Annotated in this window: 22 protein-coding genes; 14 read left to right on the plus strand and 8 right to left on the minus strand. The window is 72.2% G+C overall.

Going from position 1 to position 20284, the window contains the following annotated elements:
* Positions 1-28: 28 nt before the first annotated feature.
* Genes pelF through AB0K25_RS13970 form a run of 7 tightly spaced genes read left to right on the plus strand, consistent with a single transcriptional unit; the run spans position 29 to position 8251 of the window.
* Positions 29-1870 carry a GT4 family glycosyltransferase PelF gene (pelF, locus tag AB0K25_RS13940; protein ID WP_363820376.1) on the plus strand — a complete coding sequence of 614 codons (1842 nt, stop codon included), beginning with the start codon at positions 29-31 and terminating at the stop codon, positions 1868-1870.
* Positions 1870-3399, plus strand: a complete 1530-nt coding sequence (locus AB0K25_RS13945) for a hypothetical protein (RefSeq protein WP_219468223.1) — start codon at positions 1870-1872, stop codon at positions 3397-3399. The genes pelF and AB0K25_RS13945 overlap by 1 nt, the downstream gene beginning before the upstream one ends.
* Positions 3400-3436: 37 nt before the next feature.
* Positions 3437-4276: a nucleotidyltransferase family protein gene (locus AB0K25_RS13950; protein WP_357534874.1), complete on the plus strand. Its 840-nt coding sequence runs from the start codon at positions 3437-3439 to the stop codon at positions 4274-4276.
* Positions 4273-5166, plus strand: coding sequence for an NAD(P)-dependent oxidoreductase (locus tag AB0K25_RS13955; RefSeq protein WP_219468218.1), 894 nt, complete (start codon positions 4273-4275; stop codon positions 5164-5166). Before AB0K25_RS13950 ends, AB0K25_RS13955 begins: the two co-directional genes overlap by 4 nt.
* A 54-nt stretch (positions 5167-5220) precedes the next feature.
* On the plus strand, positions 5221-6597 hold the full coding sequence (locus AB0K25_RS13960) for a nucleotide sugar dehydrogenase (RefSeq protein ID WP_363820380.1): 1377 nt from the start codon (positions 5221-5223) through the stop codon (positions 6595-6597).
* Positions 6594-7559: an NAD-dependent epimerase/dehydratase family protein gene (locus AB0K25_RS13965; RefSeq protein ID WP_219468215.1), complete on the plus strand. Its 966-nt coding sequence runs from the start codon at positions 6594-6596 to the stop codon at positions 7557-7559. Before AB0K25_RS13960 ends, AB0K25_RS13965 begins: the two co-directional genes overlap by 4 nt.
* The gene (locus AB0K25_RS13970; RefSeq protein ID WP_244252298.1) at positions 7559-8251 is read left to right on the plus strand and encodes a hypothetical protein; all 693 of its coding nucleotides are present in this window, start codon (positions 7559-7561) and stop codon (positions 8249-8251) included. The genes AB0K25_RS13965 and AB0K25_RS13970 overlap by 1 nt, the downstream gene beginning before the upstream one ends.
* 307 nt (positions 8252-8558) lie before the next feature.
* On the opposite strand, the gene AB0K25_RS13975 is transcribed toward AB0K25_RS13970, so the two are convergent.
* A complete protein-coding gene (locus AB0K25_RS13975) occupies positions 8559-9185 on the minus strand; it encodes a TetR/AcrR family transcriptional regulator (RefSeq protein ID WP_363820383.1) in 627 nt (208 codons plus the stop codon).
* Positions 9186-9290: 105 nt separating this feature from the next.
* Here AB0K25_RS13975 and AB0K25_RS13980 point away from each other — a divergent pair, with 105 nt between their 5' ends.
* Positions 9291-10367 carry a hypothetical protein gene (locus AB0K25_RS13980; protein WP_363820386.1) on the plus strand — a complete coding sequence of 359 codons (1077 nt, stop codon included), beginning with the start codon at positions 9291-9293 and terminating at the stop codon, positions 10365-10367.
* 38 nt (positions 10368-10405) lie between these two features.
* Here the strand turns inward: AB0K25_RS13980 and AB0K25_RS13985 are convergent, their stop codons facing one another.
* The gene (locus AB0K25_RS13985) at positions 10406-11002 is read right to left on the minus strand and encodes a TetR/AcrR family transcriptional regulator (protein WP_219468208.1); all 597 of its coding nucleotides are present in this window, start codon (positions 11000-11002) and stop codon (positions 10406-10408) included.
* Positions 11003-11222: 220 nt separating this feature from the next.
* On the opposite strand from AB0K25_RS13985, the gene AB0K25_RS13990 reads away from it, so the two are divergent.
* Positions 11223-12242, plus strand: a complete 1020-nt coding sequence (locus tag AB0K25_RS13990) for an aldo/keto reductase (RefSeq protein ID WP_219468204.1) — start codon at positions 11223-11225, stop codon at positions 12240-12242.
* 34 nt (positions 12243-12276) lie between these two features.
* Here the strand turns inward: AB0K25_RS13990 and AB0K25_RS13995 are convergent, their stop codons facing one another.
* Positions 12277-12717, minus strand: coding sequence for a VOC family protein (locus AB0K25_RS13995; protein WP_219468202.1), 441 nt, complete (start codon positions 12715-12717; stop codon positions 12277-12279).
* Positions 12718-12745: 28 nt separating this feature from the next.
* The gene (locus AB0K25_RS14000; RefSeq protein WP_363820390.1) at positions 12746-12961 is read right to left on the minus strand and encodes a hypothetical protein; all 216 of its coding nucleotides are present in this window, start codon (positions 12959-12961) and stop codon (positions 12746-12748) included.
* A gap of 168 nt (positions 12962-13129) precedes the next feature.
* Between AB0K25_RS14000 and AB0K25_RS14005 the strand changes: the two genes are divergently transcribed.
* Positions 13130-14539, plus strand: a complete 1410-nt coding sequence (locus AB0K25_RS14005) for an alpha/beta fold hydrolase (protein ID WP_219468196.1) — start codon at positions 13130-13132, stop codon at positions 14537-14539.
* 49 nt (positions 14540-14588) lie between these two features.
* On the opposite strand, the gene AB0K25_RS14010 is transcribed toward AB0K25_RS14005, so the two are convergent.
* A complete protein-coding gene (locus tag AB0K25_RS14010; protein WP_363820393.1) occupies positions 14589-15491 on the minus strand; it encodes an oxidoreductase in 903 nt (300 codons plus the stop codon).
* A gap of 67 nt (positions 15492-15558) precedes the next feature.
* Here AB0K25_RS14010 and AB0K25_RS14015 point away from each other — a divergent pair, with 67 nt between their 5' ends.
* Together AB0K25_RS14015 and AB0K25_RS14020 are read left to right on the plus strand one after the other, a co-directional pair.
* Complete coding sequence (locus AB0K25_RS14015; RefSeq protein WP_363820396.1) at positions 15559-16143, plus strand: TetR/AcrR family transcriptional regulator; 585 nt, start codon at positions 15559-15561, stop codon at positions 16141-16143.
* A 115-nt stretch (positions 16144-16258) separates the two neighbouring features.
* Positions 16259-16732 carry a carboxymuconolactone decarboxylase family protein gene (locus AB0K25_RS14020; protein WP_363820398.1) on the plus strand — a complete coding sequence of 158 codons (474 nt, stop codon included), beginning with the start codon at positions 16259-16261 and terminating at the stop codon, positions 16730-16732.
* Positions 16733-16829: 97 nt separating this feature from the next.
* Here the strand turns inward: AB0K25_RS14020 and AB0K25_RS14025 are convergent, their stop codons facing one another.
* Both AB0K25_RS14025 and AB0K25_RS14030 read right to left on the minus strand, forming a co-directional pair.
* Positions 16830-17021 carry a DUF397 domain-containing protein gene (locus tag AB0K25_RS14025; RefSeq protein ID WP_219468188.1) on the minus strand — a complete coding sequence of 64 codons (192 nt, stop codon included), beginning with the start codon at positions 17019-17021 and terminating at the stop codon, positions 16830-16832.
* On the minus strand, positions 17014-17880 hold the full coding sequence (locus AB0K25_RS14030) for a helix-turn-helix transcriptional regulator (RefSeq protein ID WP_363820401.1): 867 nt from the start codon (positions 17878-17880) through the stop codon (positions 17014-17016). The genes AB0K25_RS14025 and AB0K25_RS14030 overlap by 8 nt, the downstream gene beginning before the upstream one ends.
* Before the next feature lie 616 nt (positions 17881-18496).
* Between AB0K25_RS14030 and AB0K25_RS14035 the strand changes: the two genes are divergently transcribed.
* Together AB0K25_RS14035 and AB0K25_RS14040 are read left to right on the plus strand one after the other, a co-directional pair.
* A complete protein-coding gene (locus tag AB0K25_RS14035) occupies positions 18497-18733 on the plus strand; it encodes a hypothetical protein (protein ID WP_219468182.1) in 237 nt (78 codons plus the stop codon).
* Positions 18730-19017, plus strand: coding sequence for a hypothetical protein (locus AB0K25_RS14040; protein ID WP_363820404.1), 288 nt, complete (start codon positions 18730-18732; stop codon positions 19015-19017). Before AB0K25_RS14035 ends, AB0K25_RS14040 begins: the two co-directional genes overlap by 4 nt.
* Before the next feature lie 73 nt (positions 19018-19090).
* Here AB0K25_RS14040 and AB0K25_RS14045 read toward each other — a convergent pair whose 3' ends face one another.
* Positions 19091-20068 (minus strand): hypothetical protein, encoded by a 978-nt coding sequence (locus tag AB0K25_RS14045; protein WP_363820407.1) that lies wholly within the window; start codon positions 20066-20068, stop codon positions 19091-19093.
* Between the last annotated feature and the right edge of the window lie 216 nt (positions 20069-20284).

Here is a 20284-nt window from a genome sequence, read left to right on the forward strand (position 1 = left end):
GCCAAGCACAGAGAAACGGGGGGAACCGGTGCGGATCGCGCTGGTCTCGGAGGGCACCTACCCGTACGCGATGGGTGGGGTGAGCATCTGGTGCGAACAGCTCATCCGAGGAATGCCGGACTACCGGTGGGAGGTCGTGGCGCTCACCGTGGACGGCACCGAGGAGCCGGTGTTCGACCGGCCGGCGAACCTCGACCGCGTGCACTCGATCCCGTTGTGGGGCGGCCGGCCGACAGGCCGCCGCCCCCGGCGGGGGGTGCTGGTCCCCTCCGGGCGGCCCGGCGCGGAGTTCATCGAGTCCTACGAGGTGTTCCTGCGGGCGCTGGTCACCCCCCTGGAGTCGACCCGCTCCCAGGCCGGCGCGGTCAACCGCAGCACCTTCCTGCTCGCCCTGCGCGGCATGTTCGAGTACGCCTCCGGTGGCGGCGACCTGGGCGCGGCCCTGCTGTCCAACGAGGCGCTGCGGATGATGCTGGAGGCCTGGCACACCCTGCGGGTCGAGGAGACCGGGCCCGCGCCCACCGTCGCCGACGCGCTGGAGGCGGCCTGGCTCATCTCGCACATGCTGCGGCCGTTGAGCGCGCCACCGGTACGCGCCGACATCGTGCACTCGTCGATGAACGGTCTCGCCACGCTCGTCGGCATGGCGGCCACCTGGACGTACGGCACCCCGCTGGTGCTCTCGGAGCACGGCATCTACCTGCGCGAGCGCTACATCTCCTACCTGCACGACGACGCACCGCACCCGGTCCGGGTGCTGGTGCTGAGCTTCTTCCGCTCGCTGGCCGGCGCGGCCTACCTGATCACCGGCGCGCTCGCACCGCACTCGCAGTACAACCGGCGGTGGCAGCTACACAACGGCGCCGACCCCGAGCGGATGTGGACGATGTACAACGGCGTCGACCCGGACGAGTTCCCACCCGCGGCCGGCGAGCCGGACGTGCCGACCATCTCGTTCATGGGCCGGATCGACCCGCTGAAGGACCTGCACACCCTGATCCGGGCGTTCGCGCTGGTACGGGCCGAGATCCCCGAGGCCCGGCTGCGCATCTTCGGCGGGACCCCTGCCGCCAACAAGGTCTACCACGAGAGCTGCGAGGCGCTGATCGACGAACTCGGGCTCACCGGGCACGCGGTCCTGGAGGGCCGGGTCGGCAGCGCCGTCGAGGCGTACCACGCCGGCAGCCTGGTGGCGTTGACCAGCATCTCCGAGGGTTTTCCCTACACGGTGGTGGAGGCGATGGCGTGCGGCCGGCCGACGGTGTGCACCAACGTCGGCGGGGTCGCCGAGGCGGTCGGTGACACCGGGTTCGTCGTCGCGCCGCGTGACGTTCCCGCGATCGCCGCCGCCTGCGTCACGATGCTCAACGACCGGGAGCTGCGGCTGCGCCTCGGGGTGGCCGCCCGGGGCCGGGTGCTGGAGCGGTTCACCCTGCAACGCTCGTTGCAGGCGTACCGCGACATCTACGAGGGACTCGCCGCGCCCCGGACCACCTCCCCCGCGCCGAAGCGGCTGCGCGGTCAGGCCCAGGGCTGGGTACGCGTCCCGAACCGGCCGACCCGCCCCGGGGTGGCGTCCGTCACCGCCCGCCCCGCCGCCGGGTTCGCCGCCCCACCCGAGGTGGCCCCCGTCGCCCGGCCCGAGCCGACGCCCGTCGCCGCCCGGCCCGAGCCGACCCCGGTCACCGTCCGGCCCGAGATGTCTCCCGTGGCCGGGCGGGTGCCCCGCCAGCGTGGACCCGAGCAGTACTCGTCGGCCGCATACCGGACCCACCACGACCCGAACTCGTCCGGGCCGGAGCTGCCGCAACCGACCACGCCGGGCCCGGACGACGAGCAGACGATCGCCATCCTGCGCGGTGGCCGCTGATGACCGGAGCCAACGACCCGGACGTCACCGACCCGTTGTTCCGCCCCGCCGCCACGATGACCACCGAGCCGGGGCCGTCCGACGGGCGGGCGGACAACCCCGAGCGCACGATCCTGCTGCCCCGGATCTCCACCGACCCGGTCGACGACCTGGTCGAGCGGGTCCGGCCCCAGCTGACCCGGGCGGTGGACGCGCTCCAGGTCGCCGCCGCCCTGGAGGCCGACGGGCACACCGACCGGGCCGCCCAGGTCGAGTACGGCTACCGGGACGTCTTCGTCCTGGCCCTGGAGGTGTTCCGGCGGCTGGGGCCGACCCCGGAGATGGTGGACGGGCCGCGCACCACGTCGGCGACCGACCGCGACCGGTGGGCCGACCTGCGGACGATCTCGCACGGCCTGCTGTACGTGCTGCCGAGCGCCGCGTTCCCCGCCGTGTTGTCGGTCGTGGGACGACCGGGCCTGGTGGTCGGCCTGATCCTCGCCGGGACGGTCGGCTGGATCTGGTCGGGGATGGTCGCCTACGCGGCGTTCCGCCTGCTCGGCCTCGGTCGGGCCCGCTCGGCCAGCCGGGTGCTGCGGATCGCCGCGTTGACCGCTCCCCTGCTCGGCCTGACCGCCGGTGCGGTGATGCTGCCCTACGGTGGCCTGCCGCTCGCCGCGATGATGCTCTGTCAACTGACGTACCAGCTGGCCAGCACGTTGCTGATCTTCTACCGGCGGGAGGGCTGGCTGGCCGGGGCGATGGTCCCGGCCGTGCTGGGCAGCGCGGTCTTCCTGAGCACCGGCGGTGCGACCGAGCGGCGCTGGGCGGTGGGCGCGGCGGCCCTCGGCGTGCTGGTCGCCTTCGCCGCCGGGCTCTGGGCCACCCGCTCCGCCGCCCGGTCGACGGAGCCGGCGCCCCGGGACCCGCTCTGGCCACCGGTGTCCACCCTGCTCGGCGTCGCCGGTTACGGGTTCTGCTCGGCGGCGTTGCTCTTCCACGCGCAGGCGCCGTACCTGCTGGGGCAGTGGGACGTCGCGGCGTCGGCGGTGCCGCTGATCCTGTCGATGGGGTTCGTCGAGTGGCGGACCAGCCGGTTCTGGGCGGCCGGGGTGGCGTTGTCCCGGCGGGCCCGGCTCCCGCGCAGCTTCGTCGTGGGGATCTGGCGGGCGATCGGCCGGGAGGTCGCGGCGTGCCTCGCGGTGCCGGCGGCACTGGGGGTGCTGCTGCTCGCCGGGCTGACCCAGCTGGGCGTGCTCTCCACCGCCGGGGTGGTGATGACGGCCGCGCACGTCGCCCTCGCCGGGGCGTACTACCTGGCCTTCCTGCTGGCCGGGCAGGGCCGGTACGGCTGGTTGTGCCTGTCCATGACGGTCGTGGTCGCGCTGCACGTCGGCCTCGGCGCGCTGCTCGGCGTCGCCCCGCTGCTCGGGCAGGGCGGCAGCCCGGTCACCGACACCTCGCTGTACCTGGGCAGCGTGCTGCTGCTCCAGGCACTGTTCGCGCTCGGTCTGATTCCGGTGATCGGGCAGGTTCGGCACTACCGATAGTCCACTCGAGACCTATGGGGAGGTCCGGTTGCACGCGGTGATCCTTGCCGGCGGCAAAGGGGTGCGGCTGAAGCCGTACACCACGACGCTGCCGAAACCCCTGATGCCCATCGGGGACAGCCACTCGATCCTGCAGATCGTGCTCGACCAGCTCGCCTCGCGCGGGTTCACCTCGGTGACCCTGGCGATCAACCATCTCGGCCCGCTGATCCGGGCCTTCGTGGGTGACGGCAACCGGTGGGGCCTGACCATCGACTACATCGAGGAGGACAAGCCGCTGTCCACGGTGGGCCCGCTGTTCGGCCTGAAGGACCGGTTGCCCGACGAGTTCCTGGTGATGAACGGTGACGTCCTCACCGATCTGGACTACGGCGACCTGCTGCGCAGCCACCAGCTCTCCGGCGCCGGCCTGACCCTGGCGACCTCCGAGCGGGTGCACCGGATCGACTTCGGCGTGCTCGACGTGGACGCCGGCCGGGTGGTCGGGTTCCGGGAGAAGCCGGCGCTGCGCTACCCGGTCAGCATGGGCGTCTACGGAATGTCGCTGCGGACCCTGGAGCCCTATCAGGCCGGACTGGCCCTCGGCTTCGACCAACTGGTGCTGGACCTGCTCGCGGGCGGTGACCCGCCGATGACGTACCCGTTCGACGGGTTCTGGCTCGACATCGGCCGGCCGGAGGACTACGACGAGGCGAACCGCTCGTTCCCCCAGCTCAAGCCGATCCTGCTACCCAGCCGGTCGGGGCCGGTCGAGGTCGCCATCGGCGAGGGGACGACACCGCTGGCCGTTGCCGAGGGGACCGAGCCGCTGGCCGTCGGCGACCTGTCGGGCGTCGCGGACCTGCCGGGCGTCGTGCGGGCCGGGGAGCTGACGTGACCCGGGTGCTGCTGTTCGGGGCGTCCGGCTTCATCGGCGGGCACGCCCGCGACGCGTTGGCCGCGGACCACCGGGTGACCGAGGTGATCTGCCCGGGGCGGGCCGCCCACGACCTGCTCGACGGCACGCCGGCCGCGCTCACCGGATTGCTGCGCGAGGTCGCCCCGGACGCGGTGGTCAACTGCGTGGGCGCCCTCACCGGCACCGCCGCCCAACTGGTCACGGCGAACACGCTGGTCGCGGCGAAGTTGCTGGCGGCGACCGCCGACGCGGTGCCGCAGGCCCGGCTGGTCCGGCTCGGCTCGGCCGGGGAGTACGGGCCGGTGCCGCAGCGGCTCCCGGTCACCGAGGACGCCCCGGCCCGGCCGGTCAGCGCGTACGGCGTCAGTCACCTGGCCGGAACCCGGTTGTTCCAGCTCGCCGGGGAGGCCGGCGAGGTCGACGCGGTCTCGTTGCGGGTGTTCAACCCGATCGGCCCCGGCATGTCGCAGGAGAACCTGCTCGGTCGGGCGGCGGACCGGTTGCGGGCCGCGCTGGCCGACGGGGCCACCGAGATCACCCTGGGGCCACTGTCGGCGTACCGGGACTTCGTCGACGTGCGGGACCTCGCCGCGCTGATCGTCGCGGCGACGCTCGCACCCGAACTGCCACACCGGGTGGTCAACGCCGGCAGCGGCCGGGCGGTCACCGCCCGGGAGGCGGTCGGGTTGCTGGCCGGCGCGGCGGGCTACGACGGCCGCATCCGCGAGGTGGGCGTCGGACCGCAGCGCTCGCAGGCGGTCGACTGGATCCAGGCCGGCATCGGCCGGGCCGGCGAGCTGGGCTGGTCGCCGGTACGCGACCTGGAGACATCGATCAAGGACATCTGGGCCGCGGGCGCGGCGCGGTGAGCCGCGCCGACCGCTCCCCCGTCACGACACACCCGCACAACTGAGAGGACACGCATGAGCATGAAGATCGGGGTCGTGGGCCTGGGCTACGTGGGGCTCACCCTCACCGCCGCCCTCGCCGACAAGGGCTTCACGGTGTACGGCGCGGACGTCTCACCGGCGGTGCTGGACGCGCTCTCGCACGGCCGGCCACACATCTTCGAACCCGGCATCGACGACGTCTTCGCCGCCCACCTGGGCAAGAACATCCATGTCGCCGCCGACCTGCCGAAGGACACCGTCGACGTGGCGGTGATCAGCGTGTCGACGCCGGTGGACAACATGACCCACCGGCCCAACCTGGCGAACCTCGCCGCCGCCGCCCGGGTGGTGGCCGGCAGTTGCCGCCCGGACACCCTGGTGGTGGTGCGCAGCACCGTGCCGGTCGGCACCAGCCGCCGGGTGGTGCTGCCCGAGTTGCAGGCCGCCTGGGGTGAGCGGGTGAAGCTGGTGATGGCCCCGGAGCGCACCATCCAGGGGCAGGCGCTGCGGGAACTCGTCGAGCTGCCGCAGGTCGTCGGTGGCCTGGACGAGGAGAGCCTCGCCGCCGGGATCGCGTTCTTCAACGGGCTGGCGCGCACCGTCGTCCCGGTGTCCGGGTTGGAGACCGCCGAGCTGGTGAAGCTGTCCAACAACTGCCACACCGACCTGATCTACGCGTTCGGCAACGAGATCGCGCTGATCGCCGAGCGGCACGGCCTCGACCCGTTGGAGGTGATCCGGGCGACGAACGTCGACTACCCGCGCCCGGATCTCGCCAAGCCCGGGTACGTGGGCGGTGGCTGCCTCTCCAAGGACCCGTACATCATGATCGACAGTGCGGGTGACCGCCGGCCGTTCCTCGTCGGCAAGGCCCGCCAGCTCAACGAGTACCTGCCGATCCACGTCGGCGAGACCGTGGTCCGGATGCTGGTCGAGGCGCGGGGGCGCAGTCTCGGCGCCCGGCTGGCGGTGCTGGGGTGGGCCTACAAGGGTTGGCCGGCCACCGATGACATGCGCGGCACCCCGATCGAGCCGATGATGCGGGTCTTCTCCGCCGCCGGGGTCACCGTCCTGGGGCACGACCCGATGGTCACCGACGACGTGATCAGGCAGTACGGCGGCGAGCCGGTCAGCCTGGACAAGGCGTTCACCGAGGCGGACGCCGTGCTGATCATCAACGACCACCCCGACTACCGGGCGCTGCGGGTGCCGGAGGTGCTCGGGGCGACGCCGCCGGCCTTCGTCTACGACTCGTGGCGGGTACTCGACGGCGAAGCGGTCAGGGCTGCCGGGGTCCGCTACGCCGGACTCGGCTACCTGCCTCCCGCGCCGACCGGTCCGGGCGACGGCGGTGCGGCCGGCACTGCCGCCGGTGCGGGCACGTCGGCCGCCGCGGCGGTGTCGGCATGAGGGCCCTGCTGCTCGGCGGCGCCGGCTTCATCGGCCTGCACCTCGCCCGCCGGCTCGTCGCCGACGGTCACCAGGTCACCATCGTGGACGACTTCTCCCGGGGCCGCGACGACGCCGACCTCGACCGGTTGCGCGCCGATCCGGCCGTCCAGGTGATCTCCGGCGATCTGACCAGCCCGGACACCTGGGCCGCCCTGCCCACCGGATGGGACCAGATCTACCTGCTCGCCGCCGTGGTCGGGGTGCGCAACGTGGAGCAGGACCCGGCCCGGGTGATCCGGGTCAACACCCTGTCGGCGCTGCACCTGCTCGACTGGGTGACCCCGGGTGAGCGGGTCTTCTTCGCCTCCACCAGCGAGGTCTACGCCGGGGGCGTGACGGCCGGGGTGGTGCCGGTGCCGACGGCCGAGACGGTGCCGGCGATGATCTCCGACGTGGCGGCCCCCCGCTTCGCGTACGCGGCCAGCAAGCTGCTCGGTGAGGCCGCGTTCCTGCACACGGCCCGCGCCAAGGGCTTCGAGACGGTGGTGGGCCGGTTCCACAACGTGTACGGCCCCCGGATGGGCGCGGACCACGTCATCCCGGAGATGTCCCTGCGCGCCCTGCGGGGGGCCGACCCGTTCCCGGTCCCCGGCGCCGACCAGTACCGGGCGTTCTGCCACGTCGACGACGCGGTCGAGGCGATGCTGCGGCTGATGGGGGCACCGGCCGCCGCCGGTCAGATCGTGCACATCGGCAACGACCGGGAGGAGACCAACATCGGCGACCTGGCCAAGCTGGTCCTGCGGGTGGCCGGGGTGAGCCCCGCCATCGCACCCGAGAGCGCGCCGCCGGGATCGGTCGCCCGCCGCTGCCCGGACCTGTCCCGGCTGCGGGAGCTGACCGGTTACGAGCCGGGTGTCAGCCTGGAGGAGGGCGTCCGCAGCACGTTCGCCTGGTACCGGGAGCACGGGTGGGCGTGATGAGCCGACGTCCCATCTGCTTCTACTACGGCGACGGCCGACTGCCCGAGCTGTCCAGGTACGTGCGGGTGGTCCTGCAACCGGACTTCTACCGGCCGGCCGAACTGCGCTACCTCGCGGCGCAGGACGTGCAGACCCTCGGCTACCTGTCGCTGTCGGAGGATCAGGGGCCACCCGCGCCCTGGCAGCGGCGGGAACGCAACCCGGACTGGGGTGGCGCGTTCGTCCACGTCGACCACCCGCTCTGGGTGGCGCACGTGATCGGGCAGGCGAAGCAGGCGATCGCGCAGGGATTCGCGGGGCTCTTCCTGGACACGCTCAACGTCGAGCTGACCTTCCCGGAGGACGTGCCGCACCTGCTCACCCTGGTCGCCGCCATCCGGGAGGAGGCCCGACCGGCGTACCTGCTGGCGAACCGGGGCTTCGGGATGCTGCCCCGGCTGGCCGAGATCGTCGACGGGATCGTCTTCGAGTCGTTCTCGGCCCGGTGGACCGACCAGGGCTACGCGCCGTGGCCGCCCGACGTGCTGGAGTTCCACGCCCAGATCGCCGAGCAGCTGCTCCAGTTGGAGCTGGACCTCTACAGCCTCGACTACGCCGACAGCCAGGGGCTGACCGATTTCGCGGAGCGCCGGGCCCGCCAGTTCGGGCTCCAGTCCTCGGTCAGCGACCGCGCCCTGTCCCGTACCTGATCATCCGGCGGGGGCGTCTGCCCCGCCGGTCCGGGGCCGGTCCGGTCCCACCTCGAACACCCGCCCCCGTCGGGCCGGGAGCGGGTCGCGCGTCGGCACCACGCGCGACCGGCTCCGCCCGGTGGGGGCGGGCTCGCGTGACGGCAGCCCGCCCACCGCCACGGCACAGCGGATGTGGCGGTCCGCCCCCGGCGACGGCACGGCGGGTGGCTGCCAGCCACCGCCGAGGGCACAGCGGCGGCGGCCCGGCGGGGCGCGACGTCGCGGCAGGTCAGGGCGTCGCGGCAGGTCAGGGCGTCGCGGCAGGTCAGGGTGTCGCGGCGGCGAGGGCTGGGGTGAGCGGTGCCAGGGCGGCCCGGACGAGGTCCGGCAGCGGCCGGGACGGGACCACGAAACCGACCATCGCCGGCACCTCGTTCGTGCCGTGCAGCCACTGCCGGAGCGCCACTCTGACCGCCGCGCCGACGGCGGCGGCGAGCACCTGGGCGGTCAGCCGGTCGAGGCCAGGGCAGCGGGCGGTCAGCGCCTCGGCGAGCGGCTCCTCGATCGTGGTGACGGCGTCGACGTAGCAGGCTCGCAGCGCGGGACTGGCGGCGATCATCAGCAGCGCGGCTGGCGGGTGGTCGCCGGGGTCGGTGTAGAGACCCACGACGGCGTCGACGACCGTGTCGCCGAGGCTGACCCCGGCGGGCCGGGCGAGCACGGCGGCCGTGACCGCGGCCGCGCGGTCCGCGGCGACCCCGGCGACGATCGCCTGCTCCCGGCTGGCGAAGTAGTTGTTGTAGGTCCGGGGCGACACGCCTGCGGCCTGGGCGATCTCCTCGACGCGGACGTTGTCCGGTCCGCGTTCCAGGGCGAGGCGCAGCGCCGCCGACTGGAGCGCCTCCCGGGTGGCCCGTTTCTTCCGTTCCCGCAACGTCGGTGGACCGGTCACGGTGCCACTGTCGCACACACGGTTCGTGCACGCAAAATTGCGCGCACGCAAAATTATGCTACGGTCCCCCCGAACTCCGCAGCACCACGACGGAAAGGGACCGACATGCGTGCCAGAGGCATGGCCTACGACACCGGCTTCGTCACCGACGGCGTCAGCTCGGTGCCGCACTGGGACCCCGAGGTGGTCCGGCGGGAGCTGGCGATCATCCGGGACGACCTGCACTGCACCGCCGTCCACCTGGTCGGCGGGGATCCCGGGCGGCTGGAGTCCGCCGCCCGTACCGCCGCCGCGCTCGGCCTGGAGGTCTGGTTCTCGCCGTACCCGCTGGAGCTGGAACCCGACCTGATCCGCGCCCTGTTCCTCGACTGCGCCGAGCGGGCCGAACGGCTCCGCGCGGCCGGGGCGGAGGTCGTCTTCGTCACCGGCGCCGAGCTGAGCCTCATGAACCGTGGATTCGTCGACGGGGACCGCCTCGCCGACCGCCTCGACCACCTGTTCGCCGACCCGGACGGCCGGGCCGAGCGCATCGCCGAGGCAGGCGTCCGCCTCGACCGGTTCCTACGCGCCACCGTGGCGGCGGTCCGCGAACGCTTCCACGGGCGGGTCACCTACGCCGCGATCCCGTTCGAGGGCGTCGACTGGGACCTGTTCGACGTGGTGACCCTCGAACTCATCCGCTCCGCCGAGGTCGCCGACCAGTTCCGCGCCGGCGTACGCCGGCTGGTCGACCAGGACAAGCCGGTCGCCGTCACCGGCTTCGGCACCGCGACCTGGCGCGGCGCGGGGGACGTCGCGCCGCGCAGCATGGAGATCATCGAGTACGACGCCAGCGGCGCCCCCCACCGGCTGAACGGCAGGTACGAGCGCGACGAGGAGGGGCAGGCCGCCTACCTGCGCGAACTGCTCGACATCTTTGACAGCGAGGGGGTCGACAGCGCTTTCGTCCACCTCTTCGCGCTGCCCAGCCTGCCGCACCGGCCCGACGGCGATCCCCGGTACGACCTCGACCTCGCCAGCCCCGGGATCGTCAAGGTGCTCGACGGCCGCACCGGCGAGACCTACCCCGGGCTGCCCTGGGAGCCGAAGGCCGCGTTCGCCGCCGTCGCCGAGCACTACGCGCGCCGGCCCACCGCCGCCGAGCACCATGCGCGCCGGCCCACCGCCGAGCGGCACGGCTGAGCGGACGCGGTCGCCCGAGGGGTGGCGCGTGCCACCCCTCACCGCAGGCGCAGCCCCGCGACGAGGAGCCCGACCATGCGGCGGGCGTCGTAGTAGGGGGCACGGCCGGCGCAGAGGTTGCCGACGGCGAACAACAACTCCCGGGCGTCGACGCCGGGACGGATCTCGTCGGCCGCGACGGCGGCGTCGAGCAGGCGGGTGCACGCGGGCACCAGGTGGTCGAGGAAGTAGCCGTGCAGCGTGTCGAAGGCGGCGGTGTCGGAGTTCAACGCTCCGGCCAGGCCGTGCTTGGTGACCAGGAAGTCGACGAAGAGGTCGATCCAGGCGGTCAGGGCGGCGTGCGGGGTGCCGCTGGTGGCGAGCAGGGCCGGCGCGGCCGCGGCGCACGCCTGCACCTGGTGCCGGTAGACGGCGACGATCAGGTCCGCCCGGGTCGGGAAGTGGCGGTAGATGGTGCCGACGCCGACGCCGGCCCGGGCGGCGATGTCGCGTACCGGCACGTCGACACCGGCGGCGAGGAAGGCCGCGGCGGCGGCCTCCAGCAGGGTCGCCTCGTTGCGCCGGGCGTCGGCCCGTTTCCGGGGTGCGCCGGTGCGCCCGGGTGGGGTGGGCGGCCCCGGTTCACCGTCGACCATCGCGCCATCACCTCCGGGCACCCTTGGCAAACGGAACAGCGTTCCGTATAGTTCAGAGCGGAACACCGTTCCGCTTGCCCCATGATGCCAGAGCCGGACGGCCGGCCACCAGCCCCGTCCCTCGCCACCAGCCCACGGCGCGTCCGCACGCGCCGTGGTTCCCGGCGGCACCGGCCCACCCGACCGGCCGCCACCCCGTCACCCCGTGGAGGAAACCATCATGCAGTACCGCACCCTCGGCCGCACCGGCGTCCAGGTCAGCACCCTCGCGCTCGGCGCGATGAACTTCGGCGCCATCGGCCGCACCGGCCAGGCCGAGGCCACCGCGATCATCGACGCCGCCCTGGAGGGCGGGATCAACCTGATCGACACCGCCGACCGGTACAGCCAGGGCGAGTCGGAGGAAATGGTCGGCCTGGCCATCGCCGGCCGCCGCGACGACATCGTGCTGGCCACCAAGGCGACCATGCCGATGGGCGACGAGCGCAACCACCAGGGCAGCTCCCGACGCTGGCTGGTCACCGCGCTCGACGACAGCCTGCGTCGGCTCGGCGTCGACCACATCGACCTCTACCAGATCCACAGGTGGGACCCGACGACCAGCGACGAGGAGACGCTGTCCGCGCTCACCGACCTCCAGCGGGCCGGCAAGATCCGCTACTTCGGCTGCTCGACGTTCCCCGCGTACCGGCTCGTGCAGGCCGAGTGGGCCGCCCGGGAGCACCACCTGGGTCGGTACGTCACCGAACAGCCCAGCTATTCGATCCTGCAACGCGGCATCGAGGCCCACGTCCTGCCCGTCACCGCGCAGTACGGCATGGGCGTGCTCGCCTGGAGCCCACTGGCCTCCGGGTGGCTGTCGGGCGCGGTCCGGGCGGGTCGGGAGATCACCACCCACCGCGCCGACGTCCTGCCCGAGCGCTTCGATCTCACCATCGCCGGCAACCGGGCCCGGCTCGACGCCGTCGAGCAGCTGACCAAGGTCGCCGAGGAGGCCGGGCTCACCCTGATCCAGCTCGCGCTCGGCTTCGTCACCGCACACCCCGCCGTGACCAGCGCGATCATCGGCCCCCGTACGCCGGAGCACCTGCACAGCCAACTCGCCGCCGCCGACACCGTGCTCACCGCCGACGTGCTCGACGCCATCGACGCGATCGTCGCCCCCGGCGTCGACCTCGCCCCCGGCGAGAAGCACGACACCCCGCCGGCCCTGCTCGACCCGGCGCTACGCCGCCGCTGAGCGTCGGCGCGCGCACCGGTCGACCGGCCCGGGGTCAGCTCACGCAGAACACGTTGCCCTCCGGGTCGTGCATAGTGACGTAGTAGTAGAGGTCCGCCGGGTCGTCGCCCCGGGTCCGGCGCTGCACGGTCGCGCCCAGGGCGACCAGTTCGGCCACCTTCGCCTCGACGATCTCGATCCGCCGCGCCTGGGGCAGGGCATCGTCCCGACCGGTGGGGTAGAGGTCCAGGTGGAGCCGGTTCTTCCCGGCATGCTCCTGCGGCACCCGCTGGAACCACAGCGGCGGACGCAGCCCGGCCGGATCGAACAGCCGGTCCTCGAACGCCGCCGCCCCACCCAGCCGGCCACGGAAGTGCGCGTTCCAGGTGGTCGACGGCTCGGCCGGCGGCGTCGGCTGGTAACCCAACGCCCGGGCCCAGAACCGGGCCAGCCGGGCCGGGTCGTTCGCGTCGACAGTCAGTTGCCAGAACACCATGGCCCCACCCTAACCACGCGCCGCGCGGTCACCGGGTCGACGCCACCGCTCCCGACCGGCCGGCCCGCCCGGAACGCTTGACCAGCACCGCACCCCCGACGACGAGGACGACACCGAGGACGATCCCGACGACGTTGCCCTGGGTCAGCGAGGCAAGCACCCCCAGCACACCCACCACGACCAGCAGCACACCGAGAACCCGCAGCAGAAGACCACCGACGTTCTTCACCTGTCCGTTCGCCATACCGGCCCTGTTCCCCGGTCGGACCGTCCACAAACGACGAGAGGACTCATCCCCCCGTCGAGGTGGTCGGAGCGCAACCTCAGGGACGAGATCCGGGTTCCTCCGCATATGACTCGGGTCGGCCGGGGGGCCAGGGTGGACGGATAGCCACAGCCCGGGAGGTCCGCCGTGTTCCGTCGTACCGTGACCGTCGTCGTCGCCGTGCTCACCGTCCTCGCCGCTCTCCCGGCGGTGGCCCAGGCGCGTCCCGGGCCACCGCCGGGCCTCACCTGGGGTGAGTGTCCCGACGATCTGCCCGACGTCCCACCCGACCCGCGCGTGCGGTGCGCCCCGCTGCGCCTGCCGGTGGACTGGGCCAGGCCGGACGGGCGCACGTTCACGCTCGTCGTGGCCCGCCGGGCCGCCCGGGTGGCGCAGCAGCGGGTGGGCACGCTGGTGTTCGGACCGGGCGGCCCCGGGGACTCGGGGGTGGAACGCATCCGCCGGGGGGACCGGTTCAGCGACGAACTGCTGGACCGGTTCGACCTGGTCAGCTTCGATCCACGTACGGTGGCCCGCAGCGCCGCCCCGGTCTGCACCCCCGACCCGGAGCTGCGCAGGCCGCCCGTCGTGCTGACCGGCCAGGCCGATTTCGACGCAGCGGTGGCCTACAACCGGGCGCTGTGGAACCGGTGTCGCCCGACCAGCCCGGTGTTCGCGTACGCCGACACGCTCAGCACCGTGCACGACCTGGAGGCGCTGCGGCGTGCGCTGGGTGAGCGGCGGCTGACCTTCCACGGCAGCTCGTACGGCACGCTGCTGGGTCAGCAGTACGCCGAGCGGTATCCCGACCGGGTACGGGCCGTGGTGCTGGAGGGCGTGTTCGACCACAGCCTGGACGTGCGGTCCTTCGTCCGTACCCAGGCGGCGGCGCTCCAGGACGCCTTCGACGAATTCGTGGCCTGGTGCGACAGTTCGCCCGGGTGCGTGCTGCACGGCCGGGACGTCCGGGCGGTGTGGGCTGCGGTGCTGGCCCGCGCCGACAACGACGGGTACGCCCCGCGCACCGCCTTCGACGTCACCGCCGTGGCCCTCGGGATGCTCGCCGGCCCCCGCTTCCCGCAGCTGGCCGAGGCCGTCCGGGACATGGCCGCCGGCATGCCGCCGCCCGAGGTGAAGCTCCCGGTGGCCGTGGCGGTCTTCTGCGCGGACTGGCCGGCAACCGTCCGCGACCACCGCGAGTACGCGGCCCTGGTCCGGGCTGCCGGGGCCGTCGCGCCGGACGTCCGTTACGGTGCCGGCCTGCTGGCCGTGCACACCTGTCTGGGCTGGCAGTCCCCGGTCCGGAATCCACCGCACGAGCCACGGGTGCAGACCCGCACGCCGTTGCTGCTGCTCAATGCCCGGCACGATCCCCGCACCGGCTACGCCTGGGCCACCCACGTCGCGCGGCAACTGGGCCGGCACGGACGCCTGGTCACCTACGAGGGCTCGGGCCACGGGACCTACCTGCGCAACGCGTGCACCGTCGCCGTGGTCGACAGGTACCTCGTCGACCTGACCCTGCCCGGTGTCGACGCCCGCTGCCCCGCAGGGTGAACCGCCCCGTCGGCGACCAGCGGGTCCGGCCCGTGCCGCCGACGGTCACCTACCGGGTGGGCTGGGCGGCGAGCGGGAAGCTGACGCCGGTCAGTTCCTCGGAGACCGTCCACAGCCGACGAGCGACGGCCGCGTCCCGGGCGGCCTTCGACCGGCCAACGAGCTTGGGCGCACCACGCCCCTCGAAGAGGCCGTCCGGCCCGGCGTAGCTGCCGCCCGGCACGTCGGCCACCGCCGCGTAGAGGGTGGGCAGCGCGCCGTCGTCGCCGCTCTGCGCGAAGCGGTGGACCAGGGTCGTCTGGAGCCGGTTCCACAGGGAGCGATCCTCGTCGAGGTGCCCGAGCAGGTTGGTGGCGGCCAGGCCGGGGTGGGCGGCGGTCGCCAGCACCGGCGAGCCGACCTCGGTGAGGCGGCGGTGCAGTTCGGCGGTGAACAGCAGGTTCGCCAGCTTCGACTGGGCGTACGCGGGGAACGCCCGGTAGGGCCGGCGCTCCCAGTTCAGGTCGGCGAAGTCGATCTTTCCGCCCCGGTGCGCGGAGGAGGCGACGGTGACCACCCGGCCCCGGATCTGCGGCAGCAGCAGGTTGGTGAGCGCGAAGTGCCCGAGGTGGTTGGTGCCGAACTGGAGCTCGAACCCGTCGGCGGTACGGCCGAGCGGCGGGATCATCAGCCCGGCATTGTTGATCAGCAGGTCGATCGGCCCGGTGTGACCCTCGGCGAACTCCCGCACCGAGGCTAGGTCGGCCAGGTCGAGCCGCCGCACCTCGACGTCGCCGGTCATGCCGGCGGCGGCGGACCGCCCCTTGGCCAGGTCGCGGACGGCGAGGACGACGCGGGCACCCCGGGCGGCGAGCACCCCGGCGGCGACCCGGCCGATGCCGCTGTTCGCGCCGGTGACAATGACGGTACGGCCGGTCATGGTGGGAACCTGGGCACTCGTGAATGTTGTCATGGCCAACAATGTATACGGCGACAACAATGTCGGCAACGACGACATTTTTTCGACTACCATGACCGTCGTGCCCGCGTACCACCATGGAAACCTGCGCTCGACGCTGCTCGCCGCAGCCGAGCGCAGCCTGCGCCAGCACGGCGCCGGCCAGCTCTCGCTGCGCGAACTGGCCCGGGAGGTCGGCGTCAGTCATGCCGCGCCGCGCCGGCACTTCGCCGACCGGCAGGCGCTGCTGGACGCCCTCGCCGAGGCCGGATTCGCCCGGCTGCACGCCGAACTGCACGCGGCGCTCGTCGCCGCCGGGGACGACTTCGCGCCGCGCCTGCACGCCATGGCCGCCGCCTACCTGCGGTTCGCCACCGAGGACGCCGCCCTGCTGGAGCTGATGTTCGCCGCCAAGCACCGCGAGGGGGCCGGCCATCTCGTCGCCGCCGCCGCTGGCCCGTTCGGTCTGATGCACGATCTGATCAGCCAGGGGCAGGCCCAGGGCGTGTTGGCGCCCGGCCCGCCGGAACTCGCCGGCATCGTGCTGTTCGCCACGTTGCAGGGCATCGCCACGCTGGTCAACGGCAACATGGTCGCACCGCAACTGCTCGACGGGATCACCCGGACCGCCGTCGACCAGTTCCTCCGGGGGTCCCGCCCCCGTTAGCGGGCGACGTCAGCCGCCGAGCGGCGAGACGCGGGTCACGTTCAGCTGTGTCACGGGGAGGCGGGCCACCCCGTCCGAGGAGGTGCAGCCACGAACGACCGCAGAGGAGCACACCATGGACGCCCGACTGAACTTCCTCGCCGACCCGACCGCCGGCAGGGCCTTCAAGCACCTGATGTCGGCAGGCAGGGCGCTGAAGGAGTCAGCGCTGCCGGCCCCCACCCAGGAACTGGTGGCGCTGCGCGTGAGCCAGATCAACGGCTGTGCCTTCTGCGTCGACATGCACACCAAGGACGCCGCTGCGGCAGGTGAGACGTCGGTGCGGCTGAACCTGGTCGCGGCATGGCGGGAGGCCACGGTGTTCACCGAGGCCGAACGGGCCGCGTTGGCACTGGCCGAGGAGGGGACCCGGGTGGCGGACGCGGCCGGCGGGGTCAGCGACGAGGTGTGGGCGCACGCCGCGAAGCACTACGACGACGAGCAACTGGTCGCGCTGGTGCTCCTGGTCTCGTTCATGAACCTGGCGAACCGGATGAACATCATCACCCGGCAGCCGGCCGGCACCTACCAGCCCGGACAGTTCCACTGAACGCACCACGCCCACCGGCCCGGGGACCCTCTGGCGGGCCCCGGGCCACCGGGCCGGAGGCCCGGTCCGGCGCGGACGGGTGAGCCGGGTGGGTCGGTCAGTGGTGGCGGTCGATGGTGGCGAGGAAGCTCCGCCACGCCTGAGGGGAGAACACCAGCACCGGGCCGGCGACGTCCTTGCTGTCCCGCACTCCCACGGCAGCGGACAGGTTGTCGGCGACCTCCACGCAGTTGCCCTGGTCACTACTGCGGCTACTCTTACGCCAGGTCGGCCCGCTGATTTCAGTCACCGAACTTCTCCTTGATCTCCTGCATCAGCTTGCCTGACTCCTCCGCGCCCAGCGCCTGGACATCGAGCGTGTTCCACACATGGGCGTAAGCCTTGACCTCTTCGATGCGATCAAGGTAAAGCGCCCCGGACAGCCCTTCGCTGTAGACCGTCGTCGGTTCGGCGGACCGGGCTCCCCTGGTGGGAAAATCCAGGATGACAAAGCTCCCTGCGATCGCTGCCCGACTCAGCCCCGAGGCGAGCGGAACGATCCTGACCGTGATGTTCTGGGCCTGATTAGCTTCGATCAGCCTGTCCAACTGCCCAGCCATGCAGGGCACCCGCTTGCGCAATACCGCTTCCTCGATGATCGCCTCGAACTCGGGAGCCGCCGGCCGCTTCCTGGTGAGCAGGCGTTGACGTTCCTGTCGAAGTTCGACGAGCTTCACCACGTCCTCATCCGCGATACCGGGTCTGGTGCGTGCCACCTCGGCGACGTACTCCGAGGTCTGGAGCAGGCCCGGCACCAGCGCGTGTTCGTAGGTGCGGAGGCGGCTGGCCGCCACCTCCAAGCCGACGTACAACTGGAACCAGCGTGGGATGACCTCGCCATAGGCGTGGTACCAGCCCTTACTCTTCGACTCTTTGGCCAGGCTCACGAGGACTTCGGTCAGCTCGGACGGGGTGCCGTAGAGGCGGCACATCTGGTCGACGTCGAGTGCGCGCAGCGGCGTCTGCCCCGCCTCTATTCGGTACATCTTGGCGCGTGACCACTCCAGGTCGGATGCGGCAGCCTCCAAGCCGAAGCCAGCCACTTCCCGGGCCTGTCGTAACAGTCGGCCGAGTTCCCTTCTCGGCACGGTCGAGCCGATCTCCGTCACGGACACCATCCTTCCCGTCTCACCACGACACGTCATCAGGCACGCCGTGCGACGCCCTTCGCTTCGTCACCCGCAAGGTGTGCCTCACGGGTGAATGTCTCACCAGGAGCATTGCACGGGTCGCCGCTGTTCTCGGATCGTGGCTGATAGAGCGCCTGTCGACGAGCAGTGGAGGTGGCGCGTGGCCCGATGGAAGTGGTTTCAGCGAAAAGATCATCCGATTGATGGCGTGGGCCGTCCGCCCCTTGCCCGACGAACAGACCCGCCTGATCCACCGACCGGAGTGGACGCCTCGGCCGGAGCCGGCCGACCGCGATCTGCGCTGCTGCGAAACAGCGGTATCGCCGCGCCAGGAAACCGCAATATCGCCTCACGTGAGTCGATCACGCCGGACGGCCTGCCCGGCACACGGTGCGGGGAGCCCAGGAAAGGCGGGACGGGACGGCCGGCGTGGAACAGCCCGACGGTGATCTTCGCGCGGGACCGACCACTGATGACCCTGGCCGCGCGGTGGCGGGCCCGGCACGCGGTCGAGGAGCACCGCCGATGAGGCCGTCGCCCCGGCGCACATGGTCGAGCGGGGACGAGGGACGACACGTCCAGCGGGGCACCCGCCATGCTTGAGGGGCGACCCGAACCACCGTTCCGCGTCCTGATGGCCGGCTACGTGGTCGACTTCCACCACCGCAACGCCTGCCCCCGCTGCCAGCCCGACGGCTCCTGCCGCCGCCTCACCGCAGCCGCCGAGACCCTCCGCGCCTGGCGCGACCGGCCCGACCACCCACCTCGCCACCACACCGCCCCCGATGCCGGCCCCGATGCCGGTGAGCAGCAGCGGCCGGCCGCGCCGTGAAGCCCGGTGACCTGCTGCTGATCACCCGGGCGGCCAGCGTGCAGTTCATCCGCCCGATCAGGTGCCGGCTGATCCGTATCGACGACCGGCCGACGTACGACGGGTGGGTCTGGCTGGACGTCTACCAGCTCGACGCCCGGGACCGGGCGGTGGCCCGGCGGAGCATCTTCGTGCAGCGCGCCGGGGTGCGGCCGGCGGACCAGGGGCGGCAACCGCCGCAGCGCGCCACCCCGCGTCAGCCCACCCGCACGACGGCCCGCACCCGGATTACGCCGGGGCCCTGACAATTCGTATTCCGGGGGCCGCACGGCACGACAGCGCCCCGGCCGGTGGCCGGGGCGCTGTCCGGGGAGGGAATTACGCGGGAGAGCCGGCTTCTGCGTAGTCGTAGAGGCTCTTGATGTCGTCGTCGTAGTACGGGCCGTCGAATTGCCCGTTGCCGGGATTGTCGCCGTGGCTGACGGTGCTGTTGATGTAGCCGGCACCGATCGAGTCGTTGTATTCCTGCAACCACGGCCCGCCACTGGAACCGTAGGTCATGTTGCAGTACATCCGGATCTGCTGGCCGCCCGCGTCCCAGGTGGTGCTCTGGCAGTATTGCTGGCTCTCACCGCCGCCGAGGTTGGACGGATAGCCGAGGGCGGTGACCGAGACGCTGTAGCCCCAGTTCCACCGGAGCCCGTTGCCGCCGACGGTGTCGACGACCTTCGCGTTGTAGATGCCGCCGTTGGACATCACCGCGATGCCCATGTCCTCGGCATAGCTCGACGAGCTGGCCCAGGCGCCACGGGTGGAGAGGCTGTAGGCCACGAAGGTGCCGAACGGCCGCACCCCGTTGCGGTACCGGGGGACGAACTGCCAGTTGGTGTACCACTGACCACCGCCGCCCTGGTGCACGCAGTGGCCGGCGGTCACCACGAGCCGCCGCTTGGCGCTGGCGACGGTGCTGGCCGAGCAGGAGGCGGTGCCGCCGCCGGGGACCGTGAAGTAGACCTTGCCGACGGTCACCGCCTCGTTCAGCATCGTCCTGGGGCCACTGGCGACGCTCGGTGCCACCGGCGCGACCGTACCGGCCGGTCCGGTGGGCTTCGGCGCGTGGCTCGACGACGCGGCGGCCCTGCCCGACTTCGGGAAGTCCAGGTCGACGGCGGACGCCATGCGCTGCGGGGTCCAGAAGTCGGCGACCTCCTGCGCGATCTTCTCATTGGCGATCGCCCGGCCGTCCAGGGTACGGGCAATTGCCGTGATGTTTCCCTTCTGGTCGACCGTGGTCGAATTCGCCTCGGCTGCCGGCGCACCGGTCAGGATCAGGGTGAATGCCGCACCGGCACTCACGGACCAACGCAGAGCGGATTTCAAGAGGACCTCCAATTTGCCCCTTGCAGGTATCCGAACTCCGGCAGCATATTGAGTTTTCACTATTGATCACAACGCCGAACAATGGTTGTCAGGAATCCGTGCCACCCCACCAAAATTGCCATAACCACCATCGGATTTATTGCCCGTGGGATATGCCGGTGGATTACTCTCACTCATTGACAGAATGGCCCC

This window comes from Micromonospora sp. NPDC049257, assembly GCF_040678915.1.
Classification (GTDB): Bacteria; Actinomycetota; Actinomycetes; order Mycobacteriales; family Micromonosporaceae; genus Micromonospora; species Micromonospora antibiotica.